At 36.0% G+C, this 21,704-nt stretch carries 23 protein-coding genes and 1 pseudogene; 11 read left to right on the top strand and 13 right to left on the bottom strand.

From position 1 onward, the window contains the following. Nucleotides 1–94: 94 nt before the first annotated feature. Nucleotides 95–490: a VOC family protein gene (locus D8M04_RS12615; protein ID WP_121523522.1), complete on the bottom strand. Its 396-nt coding sequence runs from the start codon at nt 488–490 to the stop codon at nt 95–97. 297 nt (nt 491–787) lie between these two features. Beyond that, the gene (gene corA / locus D8M04_RS12620; RefSeq protein WP_121523524.1) at nt 788–1,744 is read right to left on the bottom strand and encodes a magnesium/cobalt transporter CorA; all 957 of its coding nucleotides are present in this window, start codon (nt 1,742–1,744) and stop codon (nt 788–790) included. A gap of 405 nt (nt 1,745–2,149) precedes the next feature. Here corA and D8M04_RS12625 point away from each other — a divergent pair, with 405 nt between their 5' ends. Continuing rightward, nucleotides 2,150–2,833 (top strand): phosphoribosylaminoimidazolesuccinocarboxamide synthase, encoded by a 684-nt coding sequence (locus tag D8M04_RS12625; RefSeq protein ID WP_121523526.1) that lies wholly within the window; start codon nt 2,150–2,152, stop codon nt 2,831–2,833. Between the two features lie 61 nt (nt 2,834–2,894). On the opposite strand, the gene D8M04_RS12630 is transcribed toward D8M04_RS12625, so the two are convergent. After that, a complete protein-coding gene (locus D8M04_RS12630; RefSeq protein ID WP_121523528.1) occupies nt 2,895–3,749 on the bottom strand; it encodes a malate synthase in 855 nt (284 codons plus the stop codon). Nucleotides 3,750–4,617: 868 nt separating this feature from the next. On the opposite strand from D8M04_RS12630, the gene trpB reads away from it, so the two are divergent. Continuing rightward, a complete protein-coding gene (gene trpB / locus D8M04_RS12635) occupies nt 4,618–5,793 on the top strand; it encodes a tryptophan synthase subunit beta (protein ID WP_121523530.1) in 1,176 nt (391 codons plus the stop codon). A 54-nt stretch (nt 5,794–5,847) separates the two neighbouring features. On the opposite strand, the gene D8M04_RS12640 is transcribed toward trpB, so the two are convergent. Together D8M04_RS12640 and D8M04_RS12645 are read right to left on the bottom strand one after the other, a co-directional pair. Further along, nucleotides 5,848–7,257 carry a DHA2 family efflux MFS transporter permease subunit gene (locus tag D8M04_RS12640; protein WP_121523532.1) on the bottom strand — a complete coding sequence of 470 codons (1,410 nt, stop codon included), beginning with the start codon at nt 7,255–7,257 and terminating at the stop codon, nt 5,848–5,850. A 439-nt stretch (nt 7,258–7,696) separates the two neighbouring features. Beyond that, nucleotides 7,697–8,410, bottom strand: coding sequence for a 3-ketoacyl-ACP reductase (locus D8M04_RS12645; RefSeq protein WP_121523534.1), 714 nt, complete (start codon nt 8,408–8,410; stop codon nt 7,697–7,699). Between the two features lie 186 nt (nt 8,411–8,596). On the opposite strand from D8M04_RS12645, the gene D8M04_RS12650 reads away from it, so the two are divergent. Further along, nucleotides 8,597–8,881 carry an NAD-binding protein gene (locus D8M04_RS12650; protein ID WP_281277131.1) on the top strand — a complete coding sequence of 95 codons (285 nt, stop codon included), beginning with the start codon at nt 8,597–8,599 and terminating at the stop codon, nt 8,879–8,881. 284 nt (nt 8,882–9,165) lie between these two features. Continuing rightward, a complete protein-coding gene (locus D8M04_RS12655; RefSeq protein ID WP_121523538.1) occupies nt 9,166–9,951 on the top strand; it encodes a TerC family protein in 786 nt (261 codons plus the stop codon). A 142-nt stretch (nt 9,952–10,093) separates the two neighbouring features. On the opposite strand, the gene D8M04_RS12660 is transcribed toward D8M04_RS12655, so the two are convergent. Then, entirely contained in the window at nt 10,094–10,483 is a 390-nt protein-coding gene (locus D8M04_RS12660; RefSeq protein ID WP_121523540.1) for a hypothetical protein, read from the bottom strand. Nucleotides 10,484–10,802: 319 nt separating this feature from the next. Further along, nucleotides 10,803–11,183, bottom strand: a complete 381-nt coding sequence (locus tag D8M04_RS12665; protein ID WP_425464023.1) for a VOC family protein — start codon at nt 11,181–11,183, stop codon at nt 10,803–10,805. A gap of 204 nt (nt 11,184–11,387) precedes the next feature. Between D8M04_RS12665 and D8M04_RS12670 the strand changes: the two genes are divergently transcribed. Next, a complete protein-coding gene (locus tag D8M04_RS12670) occupies nt 11,388–11,774 on the top strand; it encodes a nuclear transport factor 2 family protein (protein ID WP_121523951.1) in 387 nt (128 codons plus the stop codon). Nucleotides 11,775–12,672: 898 nt separating this feature from the next. Here the strand turns inward: D8M04_RS12670 and D8M04_RS20030 are convergent. Further along, nucleotides 12,673–12,819, bottom strand: coding sequence for a hypothetical protein (locus D8M04_RS20030; protein WP_158595125.1), 147 nt, complete (start codon nt 12,817–12,819; stop codon nt 12,673–12,675). A 214-nt stretch (nt 12,820–13,033) separates the two neighbouring features. Between D8M04_RS20030 and D8M04_RS12680 the strand changes: the two genes are divergently transcribed. Beyond that, nucleotides 13,034–13,678: a hypothetical protein gene (locus tag D8M04_RS12680; RefSeq protein WP_158595126.1), complete on the top strand. Its 645-nt coding sequence runs from the start codon at nt 13,034–13,036 to the stop codon at nt 13,676–13,678. 149 nt (nt 13,679–13,827) lie between these two features. Next, the gene (locus D8M04_RS20570; protein WP_281277126.1) at nt 13,828–13,953 is read left to right on the top strand and encodes a hypothetical protein; all 126 of its coding nucleotides are present in this window, start codon (nt 13,828–13,830) and stop codon (nt 13,951–13,953) included. Nucleotides 13,954–14,035: 82 nt separating this feature from the next. On the opposite strand, the gene D8M04_RS12685 is transcribed toward D8M04_RS20570, so the two are convergent. The 4 genes and pseudogenes from D8M04_RS12685 to D8M04_RS12700 all read right to left on the bottom strand — a co-directional run bounded on the left by D8M04_RS12685 (nt 14,036) and on the right by D8M04_RS12700 (nt 16,125). Next, complete coding sequence (locus D8M04_RS12685) at nt 14,036–14,347, bottom strand: alcohol dehydrogenase catalytic domain-containing protein (RefSeq protein ID WP_246001236.1); 312 nt, start codon at nt 14,345–14,347, stop codon at nt 14,036–14,038. An 88-nt stretch (nt 14,348–14,435) separates the two neighbouring features. Beyond that, a pseudogene (locus D8M04_RS12690) lies at nt 14,436–14,627 on the bottom strand (CoA-transferase); the annotation flags it as partial. 185 nt (nt 14,628–14,812) lie between these two features. Continuing rightward, on the bottom strand, nt 14,813–15,232 hold the full coding sequence (locus tag D8M04_RS12695; protein ID WP_121523953.1) for an acyl-CoA thioesterase: 420 nt from the start codon (nt 15,230–15,232) through the stop codon (nt 14,813–14,815). Between the two features lie 53 nt (nt 15,233–15,285). Then, a complete protein-coding gene (locus D8M04_RS12700; RefSeq protein ID WP_121523546.1) occupies nt 15,286–16,125 on the bottom strand; it encodes a beta-keto acid cleavage family enzyme in 840 nt (279 codons plus the stop codon). A gap of 552 nt (nt 16,126–16,677) precedes the next feature. On the opposite strand from D8M04_RS12700, the gene D8M04_RS12705 reads away from it, so the two are divergent. Together D8M04_RS12705 and D8M04_RS12710 are read left to right on the top strand one after the other, a co-directional pair. Next, a complete protein-coding gene (locus D8M04_RS12705; RefSeq protein WP_121523548.1) occupies nt 16,678–17,493 on the top strand; it encodes an IclR family transcriptional regulator in 816 nt (271 codons plus the stop codon). A gap of 3 nt (nt 17,494–17,496) precedes the next feature. Beyond that, entirely contained in the window at nt 17,497–18,207 is a 711-nt protein-coding gene (locus D8M04_RS12710) for an IclR family transcriptional regulator (RefSeq protein WP_121523550.1), read from the top strand. A 261-nt stretch (nt 18,208–18,468) separates the two neighbouring features. On the opposite strand, the gene D8M04_RS12715 is transcribed toward D8M04_RS12710, so the two are convergent. After that, entirely contained in the window at nt 18,469–19,080 is a 612-nt protein-coding gene (locus D8M04_RS12715) for a TetR/AcrR family transcriptional regulator (protein ID WP_121523552.1), read from the bottom strand. A gap of 528 nt (nt 19,081–19,608) precedes the next feature. Between D8M04_RS12715 and D8M04_RS12720 the strand changes: the two genes are divergently transcribed. Together D8M04_RS12720 and D8M04_RS20575 are read left to right on the top strand one after the other, a co-directional pair. After that, the gene (locus tag D8M04_RS12720; RefSeq protein WP_121523554.1) at nt 19,609–21,093 is read left to right on the top strand and encodes a hypothetical protein; all 1,485 of its coding nucleotides are present in this window, start codon (nt 19,609–19,611) and stop codon (nt 21,091–21,093) included. A 38-nt stretch (nt 21,094–21,131) separates the two neighbouring features. Then, nucleotides 21,132–21,677 (top strand): acetyl-CoA carboxylase biotin carboxyl carrier protein, encoded by a 546-nt coding sequence (locus D8M04_RS20575; RefSeq protein ID WP_121523556.1) that lies wholly within the window; start codon nt 21,132–21,134, stop codon nt 21,675–21,677. The last annotated feature ends 27 nt before the right edge of the window (nt 21,678–21,704 follow it).

Here is a 21,704-nt window from a genome sequence, read left to right on the forward strand (position 1 = left end):
CTTTAATTTCAATGATCCAAACCAATATTTTAGCTCATTGAAATTCCACTATTTTAATCTTAAAAAGATTATAAACAGCATCTGATATTCCTAATTACTTTGCATTCTCATCAGGCTGATGAATACCAAAAATATTACCTTCTGTATCCATATAATATCCCTGCCATGCCATTCCCGGCAATGCATATTTAGGCAATGCTACCTTGCCTCCATGTTGAAGTATCTTATCTTCTGTTGCATCGTAATCAGCTACTCCCATTGTACAAGCGAAGCCATTTAAAGCCTGGCCCGGTTCTGGGGGTGGGCTTTGACGTTGCATTAAAGCACCATCAATCCCATGCTCACTCTTATCGCCCGTTACAGCTCCAAAGTAAGGCATTCCAGCATATTCACTCCAGTCTTCAAAGGTCCAGTTAAATACCTCTCCATAAAACTTCTTCGCACGTTCCATATCATCCACATGTATTTCAAAATGAACTAATCTGCCCATAATTTCCTCCTAGTTTTAGCTTTTTATTGTTATTCACATATTTTCTATTTCTTAATGCCATTTTCCTGTTCCGAAACGTTAAGTATTTATAAATTTTACTTGTTATACTATGTCCTTGTTTTTAAAAAGATAGACCTATATGTTAATTAGGAGACTGGTATTTAATCTGCAAGCTCACGGGTCTTATAGAAAAAAATTAATAGAAGGAATTCCATTTGAGTTCAGCATTTATTCTACCTCAAGAATAACAAGGAAGAAAAATTGGATTTTTAATTCTATCTATTCATCGAAAAAATGTTATTTAAACCATCCTTTTCTTTTAAACCATAGATACATGGAAACACCAATGATCCCCATCAAACCAAGTGAAAGGAAATAGCCGTATCCCCAAGTTAATTCAGGCATATTCTCAAAATTCATTCCGTATATACCAGCAATAAGTGTTAAAGGGGAAAATATGGATGTGATAATCGTTAAGACTTTCATTACATTATTGGTCTGATGAGAGTTAAGAGATAGATAACTATCCCTTATATCAGCTGTTAGTTCGCGATTAGACATTACCATTTCTGCCAGTTTAAGGAGGTGGTCATATATATCAGAGAAATATTCTCTCCTATCCCTAATCTCCTTCAAATGATGGGAATTCAACATTCTATAAAGTAAGTCACGCATTGGATTAACGGTATGCCTTAGATTTAATAACTTATATCTTGTATCAAACAATTCATTCATTAAGTTGTTCATTGATTTTTTCGGTGTATTGTTCTCTATTTTATTTAATTCATCTTCAATTTGATAAATAAGAGGAAAATAATTGTCTACTATTTTATCTAAAACCTCATAAAACACATAATAGGCGTCCCACTTCTCAGTGTCTTTTCCAGCAAGCAACCTATCCCAGACCTGGGTAACTTCATTAGCAGGCAGCCGATGGAAGCTTACAATATAATTTTCACTTACAAAAAAGTTCAACTCTTCTCTAACGATCTCATTCTCTGCATCTCGTACAGAATGAGTGACATAAAACGTATAGTCTTCGTAATAATCCAATTTCGGTCTTTGAAGTCTTTGGACACAATCCTCAATCGCAAGAGGATGAAAGTGAAAAGTAGTGGAAAGATGTTTTATTTCTTCATCAGTAGGTTCATTAAAATCCACCCAAAACCATTTATATTTGCTGAGATTTGTATCATTTATATGCGTATTTGTTTCTACTTTATTTTCATTTGTAATACCAGTAAATTTAATCATATATAATATCCCTCACACGCTATACCCTCTGCTTCATCTATCATAATAAAGTTATTCAAGTATTCTGCCCCGCTAATTGAAGCGTAAAGCTTCACAAACTATGTATTTATCTCTATTATCATCTTAACATAAATTTGAAATACCTTTATTCTTCATAATAATTAACAAACCTCACTCAGTGGGGTTTCTCTTTCAGTACCAACTGAGTTTTAGCACCACAAGGGTATGACCTAACTTAGAGATAACGATTATGATTTCTTATACTTATGGGCAGTAAAAAAAGTGTCAATACCACTATTATTATGTATGATCTACTTAAAGACTCTTGTACTTCTATCAATTTATAATTATGATTAATAATATATTCGTTCAAACTATATGCTCATTACATAAAGGAGATTTGACATGAAGCTTAAGTACAAAGGAAAAACAAAAGATGTCTATGAACTAGAAGATGGAAATTATTTGCTTCAATTTAAAGATGATGTCACCGGTGTGGATGGAGTTTTTGATCCAGGTGCCAATACAGTTGGACTAACAATCGAAGGTGCAGGCCGTGCAGGCTTACGATTAACCAAATTCTTTTTCGAAATTCTAAAGGAAAAAGGAATTCCAACCCATTATATTAATGCGGATATTGAACAAGCTACGATGACCGTTAAACCTGCTGAAGTTTTCGGTAAAGGTCTTGAGGTCATCTGCAGATATCGAGCAGTCGGAAGCTTTTTACGCAGATATGGCTTATATGCCAAAGAAGGGCAGCCTCTTGATGCTTTCGTAGAAGTTACCTTGAAGGATGATGATCGCCAAGATCCTCCAATAAATGAGGATGCGTTAGATATGCTTGGTATTTTATCAAAAGAGGAATACCACGTGTTAAAAGAACTAACGAAGCAAATTGGCGCTGTCGTCAAAGAAGAGCTAGCTAAAAAAGGTATTGATCTTTACGACATTAAATTTGAATTTGGACGAACTGGTAAAGACAAGCAAATTGTGCTCATTGATGAAATTTCCGGCGGTAATATGCGTGCTTATAAAGATGGGAATTATATTGAACCGTTAGAGTTGGAGAAGATGTTTCTAGCATAACAAAAGAAAAGGAATCACTTTAAGTCTAGACCTTAGGTGATTCCTTTTCTTGAATATGAGTTTATACACGCAGTAGTGCACCGTTAGGTTTTGGTACTTCTTCCTCTAAAATATTATTCATCTTACAATAGTATTCAAAGAAATTCTTTGCCAGTTCTTTTTCCTCTGGATTACTCTTCAAACCAACGATATCAAGTAAAATTTGTGCCATTTCTATATTATCAAAATAACGATATTTCCCTGTATTCCATGTTATTTTTTCAGGGTTTTTTTCATTTGCATAGTAATCCCAGAATAGTATCTTATCTGCTTCCTGTTCTGTAAGTTGAATTCTGTATTCTGCATGAGCAGGAATATATCCATCTTCACATAGCTTCCCAATAAAATTCTCATTCACCATGTAAACACCTAAGATTCTTCTATCTTCTTCAGGCTTGCTGGAATCTCTAGTCGTCAAAAGGCAGGCACTGTTTTTATGCAAGCGGGAAGGCTTGTTTGGCTTGCCTTTGTTATTACCGCTTTTTACTACACCAGTAAAAACTCTCCATTCTTTTAAGAATGTACTCTGTTCCTCATCATCACACCAGAAAACCATTTGGGAGGATGGATGAAGTTTATGATTCTTCATTAGTCTTTCATGTTCTAAACGTCGTTGATATTCTCTGCGTCGTAATTCTTTTTCTTCTTCCTTTTCCTGTTCTTCCTGCTTCCGTTTCATTTCCAGTTTCTGTATGACTCTTTCAACAGAATGAGCAGCTTCTTTATCATTTAATTTTAAAAATTTGCCAAAAGCATCGGGGAAAAGAAACTTTTTATTCTCCGTTGCAAAATTTATTTCTATGACAGTATCATCCTGTTTAACGATATTACCTTTGCCAAAACTCCTGTGTGTCACTTCTTTATTGATTAAATTCATTATATGCTTCCTCCCTATCGAGATAAAACTCCGTTAAGTCAATAACCTCATCTTAAAAAACTGAAAATCCGCTGATGGTTAAGCGAATTCCTTCGTTACACTTTTATAGAAAGAAATAGGAAGATATTTTCTTTCCTGCCAAGACAGATTCACCTCTTTCAAAGCTAAAGCTTTTCTGTAGTTCCTCTCCTCCTAACAGATGTGCTCCATTCACAGGTCAGTTTCCATATTGATCTAAGTGCTAATACATATAAAAAACCGTATCCAAACTCTCTATTCGGCAAATGACATAAGAGATTGAAATACGATTCAACTAATAATTGTAAGATAATTGTAACATGTTTTTATAAATAAAGCAAATTTAAGGTTGACAAAGTATTTTATTGTATTGTAAGATAAAAATTTACATATTTTTAACCTTATAATCTCATAGGAAAATTCAAGACGGTTTTCTCCTCTTATTCACTCGATATGATGCAAAGTAAGAATCGTCCCCTTAAATTGGAGCCAAATAAATTTCTTACCGGAATAAATAAGGAAGACACATCTCTAAGATAATAAATTTGCAAAATGGACGAAGCTCACGCCTTTCATATTTTCTTCAGCGATAAAATTCGCTGCCATTACAAAATAACCCGCCATCTTCTAAAAATGCATCTAACCTCAATGCAGCGATTTATTTTTGACCATTTCCTAAGACTATATTCCTTAATCCAGATATGAAAGAATAGATGATCTTTCTAATACAAAAATGTGAGTGATGCTTTTCCTTGGGAACTACACAAAAATAAGAAATCTATTTAAAATCTTCTAACATTTCCTGTATAATAATTCCTATCACACCAATAGTTTAGGAGTTGAGTCTAGAATGAGTAAATTTGAGAGTACAGCAGAGAAAGGCTATTTTGGAGAGTTTGGTGGTAGTTTCGTCCCCGATGAATTAAAAGTAATCTTGGACAGTATCGGGGAGCAATTCAACAAGTATAAAGGGGACAAAGAATTTCTCGAGGAGTATCGTTATTACCTAAAAGAATATGTAGGACGCGAAAACCCGCTTACATTTGCAAAGAATCTAACAGATAAAATAGGCGGAGCAAAAATTTATCTGAAACGAGAAGATTTAAACCATACGGGAGCCCATAAAATCAATAATGCCCTTGGACAAATTCTTCTGGCAAAACGAATGGGTGCAAAACGAATTATCGCTGAAACAGGAGCAGGACAGCACGGCGTTGCAACTGCCACCGCCAGCGCTATGGTTGGATTGCCTTGTACGATTTATATGGGGAAAGTTGACACAGAAAGGCAGGCATTAAATGTCTTTCGCATGCAATTATTGGGAGCAGAAGTGGTTGCGGTAGAGAAAGGCCGTGGACGATTAAAGGAAGCTGTAGATGAGGCTTTTGAAGATCTTGTTAAAAACCAGGGAGATACCTTTTATTTAATTGGTTCTGCGGTTGGCCCATATCCATATCCAGAAATGGTTAAATATTTTCAGTCTGTTATTAGTTTAGAATCCAAAAAGCAAATTCTAGAAAAAGAAGGGAAGCTGCCAACAGCTATAGTTGCTTGTACAGGGGGCGGGAGTAATGCTATTGGAGCATTTGCTCATTATTTGGAAGACAAAGAAGTTCGTCTAATCGGTGTCGAACCCGCGGAGGCACCTTCCATCTCAGAGGGAGTTCCTGCTGTTTTTCATGGATATAAATCTCTCACATTATTCGATGAAAATGGCAAGCTAAAACCAACAAACTCGATTGCAGCTGGATTGGATTACCAAGGTGTTGGACCAGAACACAGCTACTTACATTCCACTGGCAGAGGTGAATATGTTACAGCAACCGGGCAAGAAGCATTAGAAGCATTTCAGGAACTATCTAAAGTAGAGGGCATTATTCCCGCACTAGAAAGCTCTCATGCTATTGCCCATGGTATTAAACTAGCTAAAGAACTGAACAAAGATGACGTGATTATTATTAACCTTTCTGGCAGAGGTGATAAAGACGTAAATCAAGTTTATGAGATGTTAAATAAGGAAGCATAAGGGACTGTTCCCTTTGCTTCCTTTTTACATAAAAACTTAGTAATTCATCTTTTCTTAACCATACTTTATCTTGCTTTTCCGTACTTCTTGTTTTTCTTTTATAAAATAGGATATGATTAACCCTGCCAGTGAAAGTAACGCAACCACCATAAGTGCGATATTTACACCATAGATATCCGGATTTACAACCCCTCTACTTCCTGCTGCTGTCTCTGAATTAGTCATAACAGTAACTAGGATCGCCGTTCCTACAGATGCCGCTATTTGTCTCATCGTATTATCCATCGCTGCTCCGTGCGGAAGCAATCGTTTAGGCAACTGATTTAATGCCGCCGTAGCAATCGGCATCATCACCATCGATAATCCAAACATCCTCACGCCATACATCATGGTAATAAATTTAAAGGACGTGGAGGTGTCTAACTTAATAAAAGCAAAGGAGGATACCGTAATGATAAATAAACCGACTATAACAAGCTTTCTTGCACCAAATCTATCAAATATCCTTCCTGTTATCGGAGACATAAGCCCGGTAATGATTGCCCCTGGCAACAAGACAAGACCCGCTTCAAAAGCAGTAAAATCACGCATATTTTGCATATAAAGCGGAATGAGCGTTTCTACTCCAATTAATCCCATGAAAGTAATCATCCCAATTGCAACAGCCAACGGGAAAATAGAATACGTGAATACCCGAAACTCTAACATTGGATGCTTTAACTTAAGCTGTCTTAAAACGAATAAAGTAAGAGCTACAGCACCAACAAGCAAGGACAAAATAGTTATGCCAGATAACCAACCGTTGTTCCCCGCTGAGGTGAAGCCATATAATAGGCCACCAAACCCAAAAGAAGATAATATAATAGACAGAATATCTAATTTCGGCTTTTTCAATTCCGTTACATTTTTTAAAGCAAACGATGCGACAATAATATCAACAATAGCAATAGGTAGAATGATAAAGAATAAAACACGCCACGAATAATGCTCTGTCACATAACCAGATAACGCCGGACCAATTGCAGGGGCAAACGAAATGACTAATCCAATTAGCCCCATGGCTGCACCCCGTTTATGAACAGGGAAAATCAGTAAAAATACCGTTTGCATCAGTGGCAGCATTACTCCTGCTCCAATGGACTGTATCACTCGCCCAACTAACAACACCGAAAAATTGGGGGCCAATCCCGCTACTAACGTACCAGCTGTAAAAATACTCATTGCTGTAATAAAGAGCTGTCTGGTGGAAAATCGCTCTAATAAAAATGCACTGACAGGTATCATTATTCCACTAACTAACATAAAGACTGTTGTTAGCCATTGAGCACTGTTTGCTGTAATCCCCATTTCTTTCATAATTGGAGGGATCGCTGTAATCATTAACGTTTGATTTAATATAGCAATAAATGCTCCAGCGAGTAAAAGGACAACAATCGTTTTCCTATTAAAATCTGAATTTACCATAACATACCTCTCTCTACCTTTCATCACTTTTAAAAGAATACATGATTTCCTATGAATATTCTATAGGAAACTTTTTTTCAAAGTTAAAAAGTAAATGGGTAAATTTGAAAAGATTGGGATTCTAACTTTTTCTATCCTTTATAAAAAGGACAAGGAATTTTTAACCTTGTCTTTTTGCTTGTGTTCATTTAGATACAGGTGCACCTCTCTCAAAGAACAGGCTGACCCTAGTTCTTATAAAACATCTCCTTGGACGCAGGGTATGGTAAATGTTCCGTTATAAATTCTGATGGGTAGCTATACAAACTATTGCTATAGGTAAAGGGGTATGATCAATCTCTTCAATAATTAATTCCATGAAATCAATAAAGCATTGTACTAGAGCTTGTTCCCGCTTGTCTATCACGATCTAAAGCTTATAACTGACCTTTATAACAATCTAAAACGGATTGGTCGCCCAAATGGCAGAAGTCTTGATAAATGACCGTTGCTCAAGCTTAAGAAGGCTTACCATATATTCTGCAAGATCCTCTGGCTGTGTGAATCGATCAGGATCACGCTGGTCTCCATCTCTTGTCAGGTCTGTTTCAACGAGGCTTGGCGTCAAAACACTCACGCGAATTTGATGACGGCGAACCTCCTGCATGAGGCCCTCACTCATGCCAATGACAGCAAACTTGGAGGCACTATAGGCACTCGACCCTTCAGTCCCTTTTAGACCAGACATGGAGGAAATGTTAATAATATCCCCCTTATTTCTCTCTATCATGGATGGCAGAACGGCTTTTGTTACATAAACCATCCCCATCAAATTGATATCCAATAATTTTTTCCACGTGTCCGTTGAAAGCTCCATAAACGATCCAGAAGCTCCCACTCCTGCATTATTGATAAGAATATCGATTGCACCAAGCTCTGCTTCTATTTTCCCCACTGCATGCTGTACCTCGGTTTCGTTTGATACATCAGCAGCAGCCACAGCAAATTTCACTCCTAATTGTGATAATTCCTTCCGTATAACATCAAAACTATTCTCCGTTCTGGCAACCAGGCCAACCTCTCCCCCTTCTTTTGCAAGCTCCAATGCGGTTGCCCGTCCTATTCCTCTGCTGCCTCCCGTGATTAATGCCTTTTTGCCCTTTAGGGATTGCATACTACCCATCCTTTCTAGATTATAATTCTACTAAAACTATAGCATGGATTTGATTTATTCTGAATCATTCAGAATCATTACATGCAGATGGTTTTTTCATTTCATTCCATATATACTACTTCCCCTTCCTAGTATTAGGCTTCAGCGCCATACTCCCGCTTCTTAGAACTTCTTACAGTTCTAAGCATTAACATGAATGCACTAGCAGAAGGACTTAAATTAGCTAAAAACTATAACCTACCAGAAGAAGAAGTACTAAGTTTAGTAAAAGTAAGTACTGGTGATAGCTGGGTAGCTAGAAATTGGAGCGATGTTTCTGAATGGACAGCAGACACTGCCTTGACTGTTTTACTTAAAGACTTAAAAGCGGCTTATAACGAAGGGCTTAAACACAATGTCACTTTACCATTCAACGCTTTATCTTCTACACAATTGTTTGACTCTATGGGAAAAGAATCAAAAGCTAAATAATTAATTTGTTGACTATACCATCTTTCTAATAGGAAAGCGTGCTGTGCCTACACAGCATGCTTTTTCTAAGTTACTCCCAAACCAAGAATCAAAAAATTTGACAGTTTTCAACATAAAATGATTTAATTATATCAGCCTTAGTGCTTTCTAAAGGAGAGTAACTGTACAAATAAGTCGTCAACACGAGAGAAATCTCCGGTTTATTTGGCAACGAACGTTGTTAGTGAGACCTTTACCAATTTGACTGGTAATAGGTCTTTTTTTGTAAAAATGGAGGGGAAAAAATGGGAGCAGATTTAATTATCGCCTATTTAGGCGTATTGGTTGTGTTAATTTGTTTAGAAGGCTTACTTGCCGCTGATAATGCAGTAGTCTTAGCCATTATGGTAAGGCATTTGCCTGTTAAACAACGGAAAAAGGCATTATTCTACGGCTTGGCTGGTGCCTTCATTCTTCGATTCGGGGCACTGTTTGTCATTTCCTTACTCGTTGATGTATGGCAGATCCAAGCAATCGGAGCATTATATTTATTGTACATGTCTATTAAAAATCTCTATGATTATAAAAGAAACCATGGTGCGGAAGAACGTGTCCAAGAGGAAGAAATTAATCCATTGCGCGAAGCAACACCAAAAGAATTCTGGTGGACAGTTACGAAGATCGAATTTGCTGATTTAGCTTTTGCGGTCGATTCTATTCTTGCTGCCGTTGCTCTAGCTGTAACACTGCCTCCAACAGGTCTTGGTCATATTGGAAGTCTGGATACAGGGCAATTTATTGTAGTATTTTCAGGTGGGATGATTGGGGTTATCATCATGCGTTTTGCAGCAAATCTCTTTGTAAACCTTCTGCAAAAACGGCCAACACTTGAGGCTGCAGCATTTATCATAGTGGGTTGGGTTGGTGTTAAATTAGCGGTGATGGTGATGGCTCATCCTCAAATTGCCTGGATTCCTGAAAGCTTCCCACACTCCACTATCTGGCAAATTATCTTTTACTCGGTATTAGTATTGATTGTGTTAATAGGCTGGTTTTCTTCGGGTCACTCTAAAGATACGAAACATCAGTAAAAAGCATAAACAATTTGTTCAGTTGATTTATTTATAAAATAAAAGGGCGGCCTTTGCTGAAACACAATGCAAATGCCGTCCTTTTATCAATTAATGTACTGCTGAGGTCAGAACCTTTGCAGTAAGACCTCTATTCAAATTTCTATCTCTTGTTAAAAAACTTTTTTATTATAACGAAGACAATCGCAATAAGCGCATAGATAATAAATAAAACGAGAAATCCCCATAACCCAGCGATAGCATCTGCAAATTCCATATTCCCGCGATTTGTAATTGCTTGCTGCAGTTCAATCGCAAATACGAGTACAAACATTCCGGTAAATGTATAAATAAACGAGAGAATCGTGATGCTCCACTTCATCTTTTCAATCAGTTTAAAGAAGAAATAAACGACAAAGAAAGTAGCCATACCAATGATCCCGATGATCCAGAAATGTAGCTCTTTATCTGTCATATGTAAACCAAACATCTCTATTAATATATCGTGGATTTCATTTACAATCTCAGCCAATAGCATGACAAAATCTTTCATATTATCCTCCCGCTGATTATATTCTTGCGTTCTTTTAACACGGTTCAGCTTATATATTATTCTAGTAGGAAATGAGGAATTCTGCAAAAATAAATAGTCCTGGAAAAAATTATGAGATAGCTATCTTTTTTTATTGAGTATAAGTAAATGGAGGATGTAAATTAGAGCGATATTTCATTGATGTAGTTTCTGGTGAATTAGTTTATATTAAATCGGATAACGATAATGATGATAGGTTAAAAAAGCATACAGCTCAAAGACCCCTAAGGATTAGGGACCTTGCCTAACCCTGGTTTACCTTACTACCAATCAAGATACTCTATTTGTCTTCTCTTATTAAATATTCATTTCCATCTTGGTCATAAAAAGTGAACATGGTTCCATACGGCATTTTTAACAACTCTCCTACTTTCACCTCATTTTGCTTTAGTTTCTCATAAGATGATTCAATATCCGTTGTGCTGAAAAGAATAGTAGGATGTGCCACTTTGGAAGGTTTATGCCGTTCCATTGCTGATTTCGAATAAAGAACGATTGTCGTGAATTCATCATGGCTTGGACCTACCTCTATCCAAGAAGCATTGGGGCCCATTGGTTGTTCGAACTTCAAAACAAATCCAAGCTTATTTATCCAGAACTGTTTTGCTTGTTCCTGATCCTCTACATATACAGTAACTTTTCCAACTTTATTAATGATCATAAATATCCCCCTTTACATCTATTCTTTTAAGGAAATCCATCTTTATTATCACCTTATTATTTGTTAATTACAATTATTATATACTTGCTGATGCGCTCCGAAATGCTATAAATCCTGCCTTTAATCTAATTGTTAAAATTTTGTCATCGAGTTGCCTATCCTTTATACTTCAAGTAACCTTAAAAGGAAGAAAGGATGATAGTAATGAACAAAGAAGAACAGTTACCTCTCAAAGACAAAGCAATGTCTTTTTTGAAGCTAGTAGCATCTGGAAAGGTTCAAGAAGCCTATCAGAATTACGTAAGTGCTGATTTTCGCCATCACAATCCTTATTTCAAAGGTGATGCAGATTCACTCATGAACGGGATGTTAGAAAGTGCTGCCCAAAACCCTAACAAGATCATGGATGTCAAACTTGCTATACAAGAGAATGATACGGTTGCAGTTCATTCCCATGTGAAGCAGAACCATGATGATCTAGGAGGCGCAGTTGTACATATCTTTCGGTTTGAAGAAGGAAAAATTGTTGAGCTTTGGGATGTAGGGCAAGCGGTACCTAAGGATTCACCTAATAGGAATGGGATGTTTTAAACCTATAAGTCCTCTATATATTAGAAACCCACTACATATCCTCATGTTAGTGGGTTTTACAACCATTACTTCCCTACTCAATAAGAAAGACTAAAATTATATTGATACCTATTCCCCGCCATCCTGAATTTTTTGAAACTCATTAATCGTAGATAAACCAACCTTTGTTTATCCAACTATATGGAGATTAATGGAAGTCGAAGGAGAATTCCAAAGAATTTTCGTTTCCGAGGGTTCTACTGTTTTATTACTATAATAAATCTATTACTCAAATAACAATCTACCGTAAAGTAGCTTAAATAAAATTAATTCATTTAACAAAATGATAAAGATCAATGCCAAAAGTTAATATTACCCCTGTACCTATGCCCCACAAAAAAATGCTTATTAATTGCCATATGACGATCTGTTTTTTGGCAGCACCACCAATAATGGACACGAAAGCACTAATATGGTTAGCACCTATAATCGGGCCCATCAATGACCATTGCTAGAAACTCAAAGAAGGACGATAAAGAAGATATATTGAGCAACTGGCCAAAGAGAAAGAGCGTAAAAAACGAGCACATCGATTAATTCAAACGGATGCATTAGCAGAAAAATACTTTGAACTGGAACATCTATCCATAGAAGAACGCGAAGAGCTTTTTAATATCTTTGCAAATTACATTAATACAAACAAACCTCTTAAATATAAATAATAGAATTCCTTGCTACTTAATTTTAGGGGATGAATTGATATTCAGTATTTAATGGGTTGTCCTTATTGCATCTAAATATCCTGCATTGTATTAAAGTAAAGGAACGGTGAATTGATGCAAAAGGCATTTGAGAGAATGGGATGGAAGGAGATAGCAATGCTAGTAGAAAAGATATTTGTTTAAATATCTTCTTCAGTTTACTTATGCTCACCAAGTATGTCTACCAGAATATCGATTTCTTGTTTAATTTGTTCTTTTATCTCAGTCATTTCACACCTTTTGTATTCAGCTATCAATTTAATTAAATCTATCTTAAACATAGTAATATCTTTATGCTTCAACATGACCTTTACCCCTTTTATTAGTTAGTGATATATACCCAAAAAAGGATAATTGTTAAACTTTTTATACAATTATATAACATGTTTAAAACCACAAGAGAGTTTATATCATATCGAGCTTTACTTAATATATCGCTTTTTGATTAAACTAAATAAGGAGATATAAAATGGATAAAAAAAATCATGTGAATAACAACTCTATGAAATAATAGAAGATTTGTTAAACAAAGTTCAAAATTATTCTCCATCCAGACAACAAGGAACCCCCACCCTATCAAAAGATATGAAAACTACAACTGAGCAAAGCAACGAGAAAAGAGTTCGATCAAATACCTTATCGCTTAAAAAACTTATTTCTACCAAAGATAAGCTAAATGAATTAAAACAGGAATTAAATCAAAACCCCATCAAATATAAAACTGAAATAGAAAAGATTCATCGTGTCGAACGAAAAATTGACAATGCTTTAAATAAAAGAAAAGAGAAAGATTTATTGAAATCCATAGATGTTTTAAAAAAGAACCCGAGCTATTATGTATTAAAAGTTGTCGAAACAAAAAATAAGATAGATGCCCTAAGAGTACATCTTGAGCACAGTCCAAAGGGAAATATAAGTGCATTGGACCAAGTGAATCGATTAGAGTATAAACTGAATCAAAAAATAGGAAAGATAAAAACGGAACAGATTAATAAAGCAATCTATGCTATACAAAGGAACCCTAAAAAATTAGAACAAGAGTTGAAAAAGTTTCAGGACATGGAAAGGAAGTTAAATAAGCAGCATGACAAAGAGAATGAAAAGGAGAAACCTATTAACGAAATGAGTAAATCAAAAGAAAAAAACCTGGAAATAAGCATGTAGCTGTCGTTATGTTTTTATCTCTAAATTTATAGCATTCAAATAAAAAAGATGTAATTTGTGAATAATTACACTTAAATTAACTGGCAGTTTAGTTTAATAAGGATTTTGAAACTTTAATATAAAATTAACGTTTTTAAAGAGGTGATATTTTGAAAAAAATTTATTTAACTAGTGTGGGTTTTATGATTTTTGCTTTAGTGGCTTGTAGTAATTCAAATGAAAGCAACCCAGAGCAAGATGATGCTTCAAATGAAAATCTCAAGAAGTTAATTTGACCCAAAACGAGAAACCACCTTCACTAACAATTACTTTTGGCGAAGAAATAGTTAAGACAAGACAAGGTGGTTATAGTTGGTGTTATTTAGATTCCGTGACAGGACAAATGATAAGTATAGAAGCGGATTCTATACCATCTACAGAATTAGTTAACGTTGAAACTGCAGTGAGTGTTAATCTAAGTAAAACTATCACACTAAACTTCGAAAAAGAACCACTAGCATAACCGCCTCCATTCACAAGTCCCATAACTTTCGTGCCAGTTGCTATTTCTGCACCTGCGCCCGCTTCTTCAACAATTCCTGCTACTTCAACACCTAAAATAGGATTGTGCAAATATCCCGAACTGCTTTCCCTATTCACAATATCAGTTCGATTAACAGCAGCTGCCATTACTTTGACTAATAATTCTCCGTCTTTTGGGGCTGGTTTTACATGTTCCCCAATTTGTAATTGTTCTGCTCCGCCTGGTTGTTTTATCCAATAACAGGCCAAGTCCCCAATCATCCACTCCGCAGTTATTGCTGACAACCGTCAAATCTTTTGTTCCTTGTTCCCTAAGAGCCGCAATCGCTTTTTCAGGAATCCCGCATAGACCAAAGCCGCCAACAACTAATGTAGAACCATCCTTAATATCTTGAACGGCTTCTTTAAATGAGTTCATGATCTTCATAAAAATGCCCCCTTCTTAAATTTCTGCTTCATTTGGCTCGTACCATCTATCTAAATCAATTAAAATTCTATTCTATTTTAAAAAGGATGCCCTTCATTTTCTTTTGGACATCCTTTTATTCTAAAGAATGACAATCGGATGATCCAGATAACTAATTATGTTTTCTTTTGGCTGTCTTTTTTCCTTCAGCTTTTAATGGCATCAGCATGTCCAGGCATCATTTTATCCCTGACATGCTCCGGTATCGGGCAAGCCTTAGCCTTTTCTTTAAATGATGTCCAAGCACGAACTTCATAGCCTTCTGCTACGGTTTCTTCATCTTTTACAAATTGATGGCTGATTTTGAACACTTTTTTACGCAATTCTACAACTGAACTACGGACGGTTACGTGATCTTCAAATAATAGCGGACTCTTAAATTGGCAATTCGCCTCAAGTAATGGAGTGGCGATTTGCTGCTCTGTGTATAAAGCAGAGGTTGGGAATCCGATCGCGGTGAAATATTCATGTGTTGCTTCATCCATCCACTTATAAAAGTTTGGGTAAAACACAATTCCCGCAGCATCGGTATCCCCCCACCTTACTTTAAACTGGTACTCGGTGATCATTCTTCAACACTCCTCTATCCTTTATCATCCTACTTGCTGAGAAGATTCCCTTATTTTGTCTGTGCGGCTTTCTTTACTTTCAAGCCAATAATTTCTCTAGCCTCATCAGGTGTTGCCACTTCTCTCCCTAGTATGTTAGCCAATTCTACAATTCTCTTAACAAATTGGGCATTCGATGTAGCTAGTTCACCCTTCCTGTAATAAACAGCATCTTCCATCCCTACACGAACATGTCCACCAAGCAGAATGGACATTGTATTAATCATTAATTGATCTTTACTTGCTCCGATAGCTGACCAGATTGAACCTTCAGGAATATTATTTTTCATAAACATCAGATTCTCTGGCGTAGCAGGTATTCCACCTTTTGCTCCTAAAACAAATTGGAAAAAGAATGGTGGTTTAATAAGGCCTTTTTCGGCCACTCTTAGTGCATTATGAATCATGCCAACATCAAACACTTCCAGTTCCGGTTTCACGTTATTTTCCAACATTTTCTCAGCCAATTGCTCCAGCATTGCCGGAGTATGAATGAATACATTTGGCCCTATATTGAAAGATCCCGCATCATAGGAGGCAATTTCAGGCTGTAGTTCAACAATCGGAAAGCGTTTTGTTACATCTTTAAGTTCTCCACCGGCTGTAGTAAAATTGATAATAATATCACAGTTCATCTCTTCCAGCCGTTTTACGACTTCAATATATTTAGCTTGATCAAGTGTTGGGATCCCCTCGTCGTCTCTGACGTGGATATGTGCAATGGCAGCACCCGCTTTCCATGATTCATAAATAGATTCAGCAATTTCCTCTGGTGTTGTAGGCAAGTAAGGCGTATGATCCTTCGTTGCGAAATCTCCTGTTGAAGCTACCGTGATAATTAATTTTTCCATAATAGTCCCACCTTTTAAATTTTTTAATATGATTTCATCTGATCGCTCCCTGAATATTAGGCAACGACTTTAAGCCGGGTGAATGTAAAGGGCAAAATACTTTTAATAACAGCGCTTTCAATTGATTGATTCATAGAATTTATCTTATAAAAAGCCCCTTACGTAATCTTGGTCAAGAAGTTTCACCTTTCCTCTTAGCATGAACACTAATTGTAAACGGTAACAATTATATGTGTTATTTCTCCTCAATTGTTCTTAGGTCTGCCATTCATTTTTTCTATAAACTTTCCATCCCCCTTTTCCGATTGTCAACTAATTAAAACTTGTACTCATATTATCACAATATTTGGTCATATATAAATACTATAATTCTGTTATGTGACAATACTTTAAAAAGAATAATTTTTCAAATGGATGAAAAAACGGGAAATATTTTGTTAGAATAGATTCAATCCAACTGAACTTCCGCATGATATAAGACTACTTCTCGTATAGCGGACTAAAAAATTTATTCACAAAATTTGTCATCTAGTATGGAGGGAGACGATTGCTATGGATGAAAAATACATTATACATAAAGTGAATACTGTAAATGAAAAATATATCATCCATACCGTTAAGAATGCGATGCAGCTATTACAACTTTTTACTGTCAACTCACCGGAATGGAGTTTAACTGAACTGGCAAAAGAAAAGTCATTAAATATCAGTCATACGAAAAGGCTGCTCAGCACTTTAACGGAATATGGTTATTTAGAAAAGAATCCTGTGTCTAAAAAATATCGACTTGGCTTAACAATTGTCAGATTATCCGGTGTATTGACGACGACCATGGAGATCCATAAAGAGGCTAGGCCCATTTTAATGAAACTAGCAGAAAAGTACGACGAAAATGTTCATATAGGGGTATTAGAAGAAACAAATGTCTTGTATCTTGATAAATTCGAAAGCTTACATTCTTCCCGTCTGGCTTCACATGTTGGAAAACGAAATCCTGCCTATTGTACGGGCTGCGGAAAAGTATTATTAGCCTATAAGCCAGAACCTGTACAACAGGAATTATTAAAAAAAATAAAGGATCAGGGCTTCGAACAATTTGCCTCCAAAACCGTCCAGACAATCGATGAATTAAAAAACGATTTAAATATGATCGTACAAAAAGGTTATGCACAAAGTACCGATGAATTATCAGATGGGTTTACGAGTATTGCTGTGCCTATATTTGATTACTCTGAAGAAGTTATTGCAGCAATCAGCATCACAGGACGCAACAACAAAATCAGCTTCTCGATTCATTTAAATGATTTGTTACATTGCAGTAACCTAATCTCTGAAAAACTTGGTTATATAAAAGGAGTTGAAGGGTAGTAAATGGAGAGAAAAAGGTTTTCATCGCTGGAAAATGCACTTAGACTAATGAATACCTTCTCTGTTGAAAAACCAGAGTATAATCTAAACGAACTAGCTGAAAAACTATCGATTGCCCCAAGTACTGTACATCGTTTATTAACAACGTTGCGGTCAGACGGATTTGTAGTAAAAGATACCCTTTCCAAAAAATACAGACTAGGTATTTCTATTCGCGCATTAGAATCTACGATCAGAAAAGAAATGGACTTATTTCATCTATCTCAGGACATCTTAGAAGAAATTGTATTACGTACAAATTTATCAGCTTCATTGGCTATTATCTTTCAAGAAGCTGCCTTTTATCTAAATGCTATTGAAGTAGATAATCCCCTTTTCAGCAAGTTTTGTTACATTGGAAAGCAATCTCCTTTTCTAAGCACCAGTGCAGGGAAAGTATTGTTAGTAAGTAAAAACGATACGGATATCATGACATTGATTAAGGATCCATCCATTGTTTCAAAACTTCGCTATGAGCTGCAAACCAATGGTTATATTCAAAGTAACGACGATCACCACATAGGAATCACAACGATAGCTGTACCAATAAAAAACAAACAAAATGAAACCCTTGCAGCACTCGAAATGATAGGTACTAAAACCCAAATACAGAACAATGTCCAAACCATTAAAGAGGCTAGTGTTAAACTTTCCAATAAAGTAAACAATCAATGAGGCACAACCATTTAAATGATCTTTGGTTTTAAAAAATACGATAAATATAATTAGAACTGACAAAGCTGAGGCCTGCGTGAACCCCACTTGTCCTGTGTTGCGGCATGCAGGCTGATAGGATTCTGCCATATCCTGTTAACTATTGAGATACAAATTAACTAATTCCCATCTGCTGCAAGTGTAGTTTAGTTGAGGTTTACGTTCATTCACTTAAAGCATGGTCACTGACAGGACACCTCATAGACAAAACCAATGCTTCTATTATTTTTTTTTCAATAGTCCATTGAGAGCCAAATCAGCTAAGAAACCTGGTGTTTCTTCTAATGGAATAATTTCAGATATCTTTTTGACCATTTGAGGATTTATCATATTTTGGAGAAAAATTTCATACAACCTTGGATCGCCCTGCCTAAAAATGTTTTCATTTTGCCCATTCGTTATAATCTCAGCGTATAGATTCTTTAATCCTGTTAAAAAGGATGCTTTAAACTCTTCCTCACCTCGCTCCGTGACTAATAAATCTACAATCATGGGATGAATCTCCCCATATTTTGCAGTGATTTTTGCATAGCAAGCAAATGCCTTCTTAAACTTCTCTACTGTTGATTGATTGGATTTCAAAATATCTTCCTGCTCTTCATAAATTTCTGAAATGACTTCATAAGCAACGGCATTTGCTAATTGATGCTTATTATTAAATCGCCGATATACTGTTCCAACCCCTACCTGTGCCTCTAATGCAACTTCTTCAATCGTGGTTTCGTAGCCTTTAAGAGCAAATATTTTTTTAGCTGCTTCAAGGATTTTAGCAGCATTTTTATTGGCATCTTTTCTTCTGGAAGAAATGATAAATTCACTATTCATATTTTTCATTTATTTCCCTTCATCATAAGTAATTTAACCGAGTACTTACGGCTTTTATTATAAAGCAAAAAGTACCGATGTTAAAAAAAATGTTTGACTATGTTACTGGAAGCGAATATTATAGATTATAATACGGAATGTATATTCCGCTTTATAAAATTATACCTTATCAGAACAATAACTTTCTATGGGATAAGGAGGGATTTAGGAAAGAGAGCTTTTATTATTTGCCAAAATAGATAACGATTACACTACTAGGATGACTTAAAAATTTGGATCAATTAAATTAGAGGTATCCAGAAAAAAGATGATTGGAGTTATATAGAACAAATTAAGTAGAAATAAAATAACTATCAATGGTTCATCTATACGTATAGGGAATACCCGCCTTTAAAATTCTGATTACTTAAAATCAAATAATTATTCCCTATCCTCTTTCAATTGAAAAAACCAGAACGTCGACAAGGAATTTTTCTTGTTTCCATTTTAATTTCGAAATGAAAACGCTTAAAAAAACGTTCATTAAGGGGGAAAATAATGGCTAAGGATTTGCAATTTGTAGATACAACACTAAGGGATGGAACCCAAAGTATCTGGGCATCTGAATCGCGAACGGGCATGGTAGAAGCGGTTGCAGAAGATCTTGATCAAGCAGGGTTTCACGTAGTAGAAGTTCCATTAATGCCTTACAATTTTAAAAAAATCATCCGTGAATTAAAAGAAGATCCCTATTTGTTAGCAGAAATAGTTGGGGAGAAAATGCCGAATGCGAAAAAAGCATTTATGGGTGAACCAGGCCTTGTTCTTTTTGAGCTATTAGAAACTCCACCATCTGTTTCCAAGCTGTTCTATGATTTATTAATTGAACGGGGTGCAATTAACCGCGTACAGACCATGGCTAATATTTTTGGAAATTTAAAAACAGATTTCCCGTGGTTTCTGCCTTATTTACGCAGTAAAGGAATGGAAATCGCCCATGCCATCGCTTACAGTATCTCTCCAAGACATACGGATGAATACTTTGTGAAGAAAACGCAAGAAGTGGTAAAGAATGAGCCAGATGTCATTTATTTTAAAGATGCAGCTGGTTTGTTAACAGTTGAACGTCTCAGAACGCTATTACCAATTATTATAGAAAATTCAAATGGAATCCCAGTTGAATTCCACACTCATTGTACAACGGGACTTGCAGATGAGCTGTATGTTGAAGCAATGAAAATGGGGGTTCGTACACTACATACAGGGATTCCGCCATTGGCAAATGGTTCAGGTCAACCCTCCGTTTTTACAACCGTTTCCAATGCAAAATATTTAAATTTAGAACATGACTTAGATTTGGAACGTATACAAAAGATTTCAGATCGTCTTATGAATATTGCCAAACAAGAAGATTTACCAATTGGTGCACCTCTTGAGTATGATTACTCACAATATATTCATCAAGTACCTGGCGGTGTAATTTCTAATCTAAGCCATCAGTTAAAATCTTTGAATCTTCAAAATAGAGTCGATGAAGTCATTGAAGAATCAATACGAGTTCGTGCAGAACTAGGTTATCCGGTGATGATTACACCATATTCACAATTCATGGTGACACAAGCAGCCATCAATATCGCTACTGGGGAACGTTATAAAGTTGTCATTGATGAATTAATTCAATTAGCTGCTGGTGTGTATAGCGAAGATTCAGGTTATTTAATGATGGATCAAAATTTAAAAGATAAATTCTTAAGTTTACCTCGTGCAAAAGAATTGCACTATGAGCCAGTTGAAGATGTTCCAGTTAAGAAATTGAAAGAGCAATTTGGCGGTCCAACCCTTTCAGATGAGGAGTTCATGCTTCGATATATTATGAAAGGAACAAAAGATATTGAAGAGATGCGGAAAGCAGGACCGCATAAGAAATATTTCTCAGCTTCCACCCCTTTACTAGAACTATTAGATCGTTTCAGCAAACAATCGACTATTAAACATGTTCAAATACAAGGCCACCAAGGTTCACTGCTTTTAACAAATAAATAAAAAATATACATCTTATTTTAAATTGAGGAGGAAGAAAAATGAGCAAAAATCTGCTAAGTATTATTAATAAGCAAGATGTGGAAAATCTAACAACCCTTATTGAGAAATTAGAGGGGTCCCCTTTCAATTATTTAAAGCTGGAGAATCAAGATCTGAAAATTGTGATTGGAGAAAATGGCGTTACAGAATCGGTTGAAGCAAGCAACAATAATGGAAAAGTCACTGAATTAAACCTTGCAAAACCTGAATCCGTACAAGTAACTCAACAAGAAGCAGCAGCTGCAACAGTTGAACAACCAACTCCGGAAGCAGTACTTGATAAACCAACTCCAGTAAAAAAAGGTGTTGTCACAATTAAGGCAACAACAACAGGTTTATTCTATTCACAACCAGAACCAGGCGCGGCCCCATATGTTAAGGTAGGCGATCGTGTCGAAGAGGATACGACAGTTGGGTTAATCGAGATTATGAAAGTATACAGTGCTATATTATCAGGTGTCGCAGGGGAGATTGTTGAAATCCATGTTGAAGATGCTCAACTCGTTGAATACGGACAACCTCTATTCTCTGTAAAACAAAAATAAACCCATCATCAAAGAAGGAGCTTTTTT

Source organism: Oceanobacillus piezotolerans, assembly GCF_003665065.1.
In the GTDB taxonomy this organism is placed as follows: domain Bacteria; phylum Bacillota; class Bacilli; order Bacillales; family Amphibacillaceae; genus Oceanobacillus; species Oceanobacillus piezotolerans.

Coding starts and splice junctions, on each gene's coding strand:
- D8M04_RS12615 (WP_121523522.1), bottom strand. CDS start 490: ATGGGCAGATTAGTTCATTTTGAAATACATGTGGATGATATGGAACGT.
- corA (WP_121523524.1), bottom strand. CDS start 1,744: ATGATTAAATTTACTGGTATTACAAATGAAAATAAAGTAGAAACAAAT.
- D8M04_RS12625 (WP_121523526.1), top strand. CDS start 2,150: ATGAAGCTTAAGTACAAAGGAAAAACAAAAGATGTCTATGAACTAGAA.
- D8M04_RS12630 (WP_121523528.1), bottom strand. CDS start 3,749: ATGAATTTAATCAATAAAGAAGTGACACACAGGAGTTTTGGCAAAGGT.
- trpB (WP_121523530.1), top strand. CDS start 4,618: ATGAGTAAATTTGAGAGTACAGCAGAGAAAGGCTATTTTGGAGAGTTT.
- D8M04_RS12640 (WP_121523532.1), bottom strand. CDS start 7,257: ATGGTAAATTCAGATTTTAATAGGAAAACGATTGTTGTCCTTTTACTC.
- D8M04_RS12645 (WP_121523534.1), bottom strand. CDS start 8,410: ATGCAATCCCTAAAGGGCAAAAAGGCATTAATCACGGGAGGCAGCAGA.
- D8M04_RS12655 (WP_121523538.1), top strand. CDS start 9,166: ATGGGAGCAGATTTAATTATCGCCTATTTAGGCGTATTGGTTGTGTTA.
- D8M04_RS12660 (WP_121523540.1), bottom strand. CDS start 10,483: ATGAAAGATTTTGTCATGCTATTGGCTGAGATTGTAAATGAAATCCAC.
- D8M04_RS12665 (WP_425464023.1), bottom strand. CDS start 11,183: ATGATCATTAATAAAGTTGGAAAAGTTACTGTATATGTAGAGGATCAG.
- D8M04_RS12670 (WP_121523951.1), top strand. CDS start 11,388: ATGAACAAAGAAGAACAGTTACCTCTCAAAGACAAAGCAATGTCTTTT.
- D8M04_RS20030 (WP_158595125.1), bottom strand. CDS start 12,819: ATGTTGAAGCATAAAGATATTACTATGTTTAAGATAGATTTAATTAAA.
- D8M04_RS12685 (WP_246001236.1), bottom strand. CDS start 14,347: ATGGCAGCTGCTGTTAATCGAACTGATATTGTGAATAGGGAAAGCAGT.
- D8M04_RS12700 (WP_121523546.1), bottom strand. CDS start 16,125: ATGGAAAAATTAATTATCACGGTAGCTTCAACAGGAGATTTCGCAACG.
- D8M04_RS12705 (WP_121523548.1), top strand. CDS start 16,678: ATGGATGAAAAATACATTATACATAAAGTGAATACTGTAAATGAAAAA.
- D8M04_RS12710 (WP_121523550.1), top strand. CDS start 17,497: ATGGAGAGAAAAAGGTTTTCATCGCTGGAAAATGCACTTAGACTAATG.
- D8M04_RS12715 (WP_121523552.1), bottom strand. CDS start 19,080: ATGAAAAATATGAATAGTGAATTTATCATTTCTTCCAGAAGAAAAGAT.
- D8M04_RS12720 (WP_121523554.1), top strand. CDS start 19,609: ATGGCTAAGGATTTGCAATTTGTAGATACAACACTAAGGGATGGAACC.
- D8M04_RS20575 (WP_121523556.1), top strand. CDS start 21,132: ATGAGCAAAAATCTGCTAAGTATTATTAATAAGCAAGATGTGGAAAAT.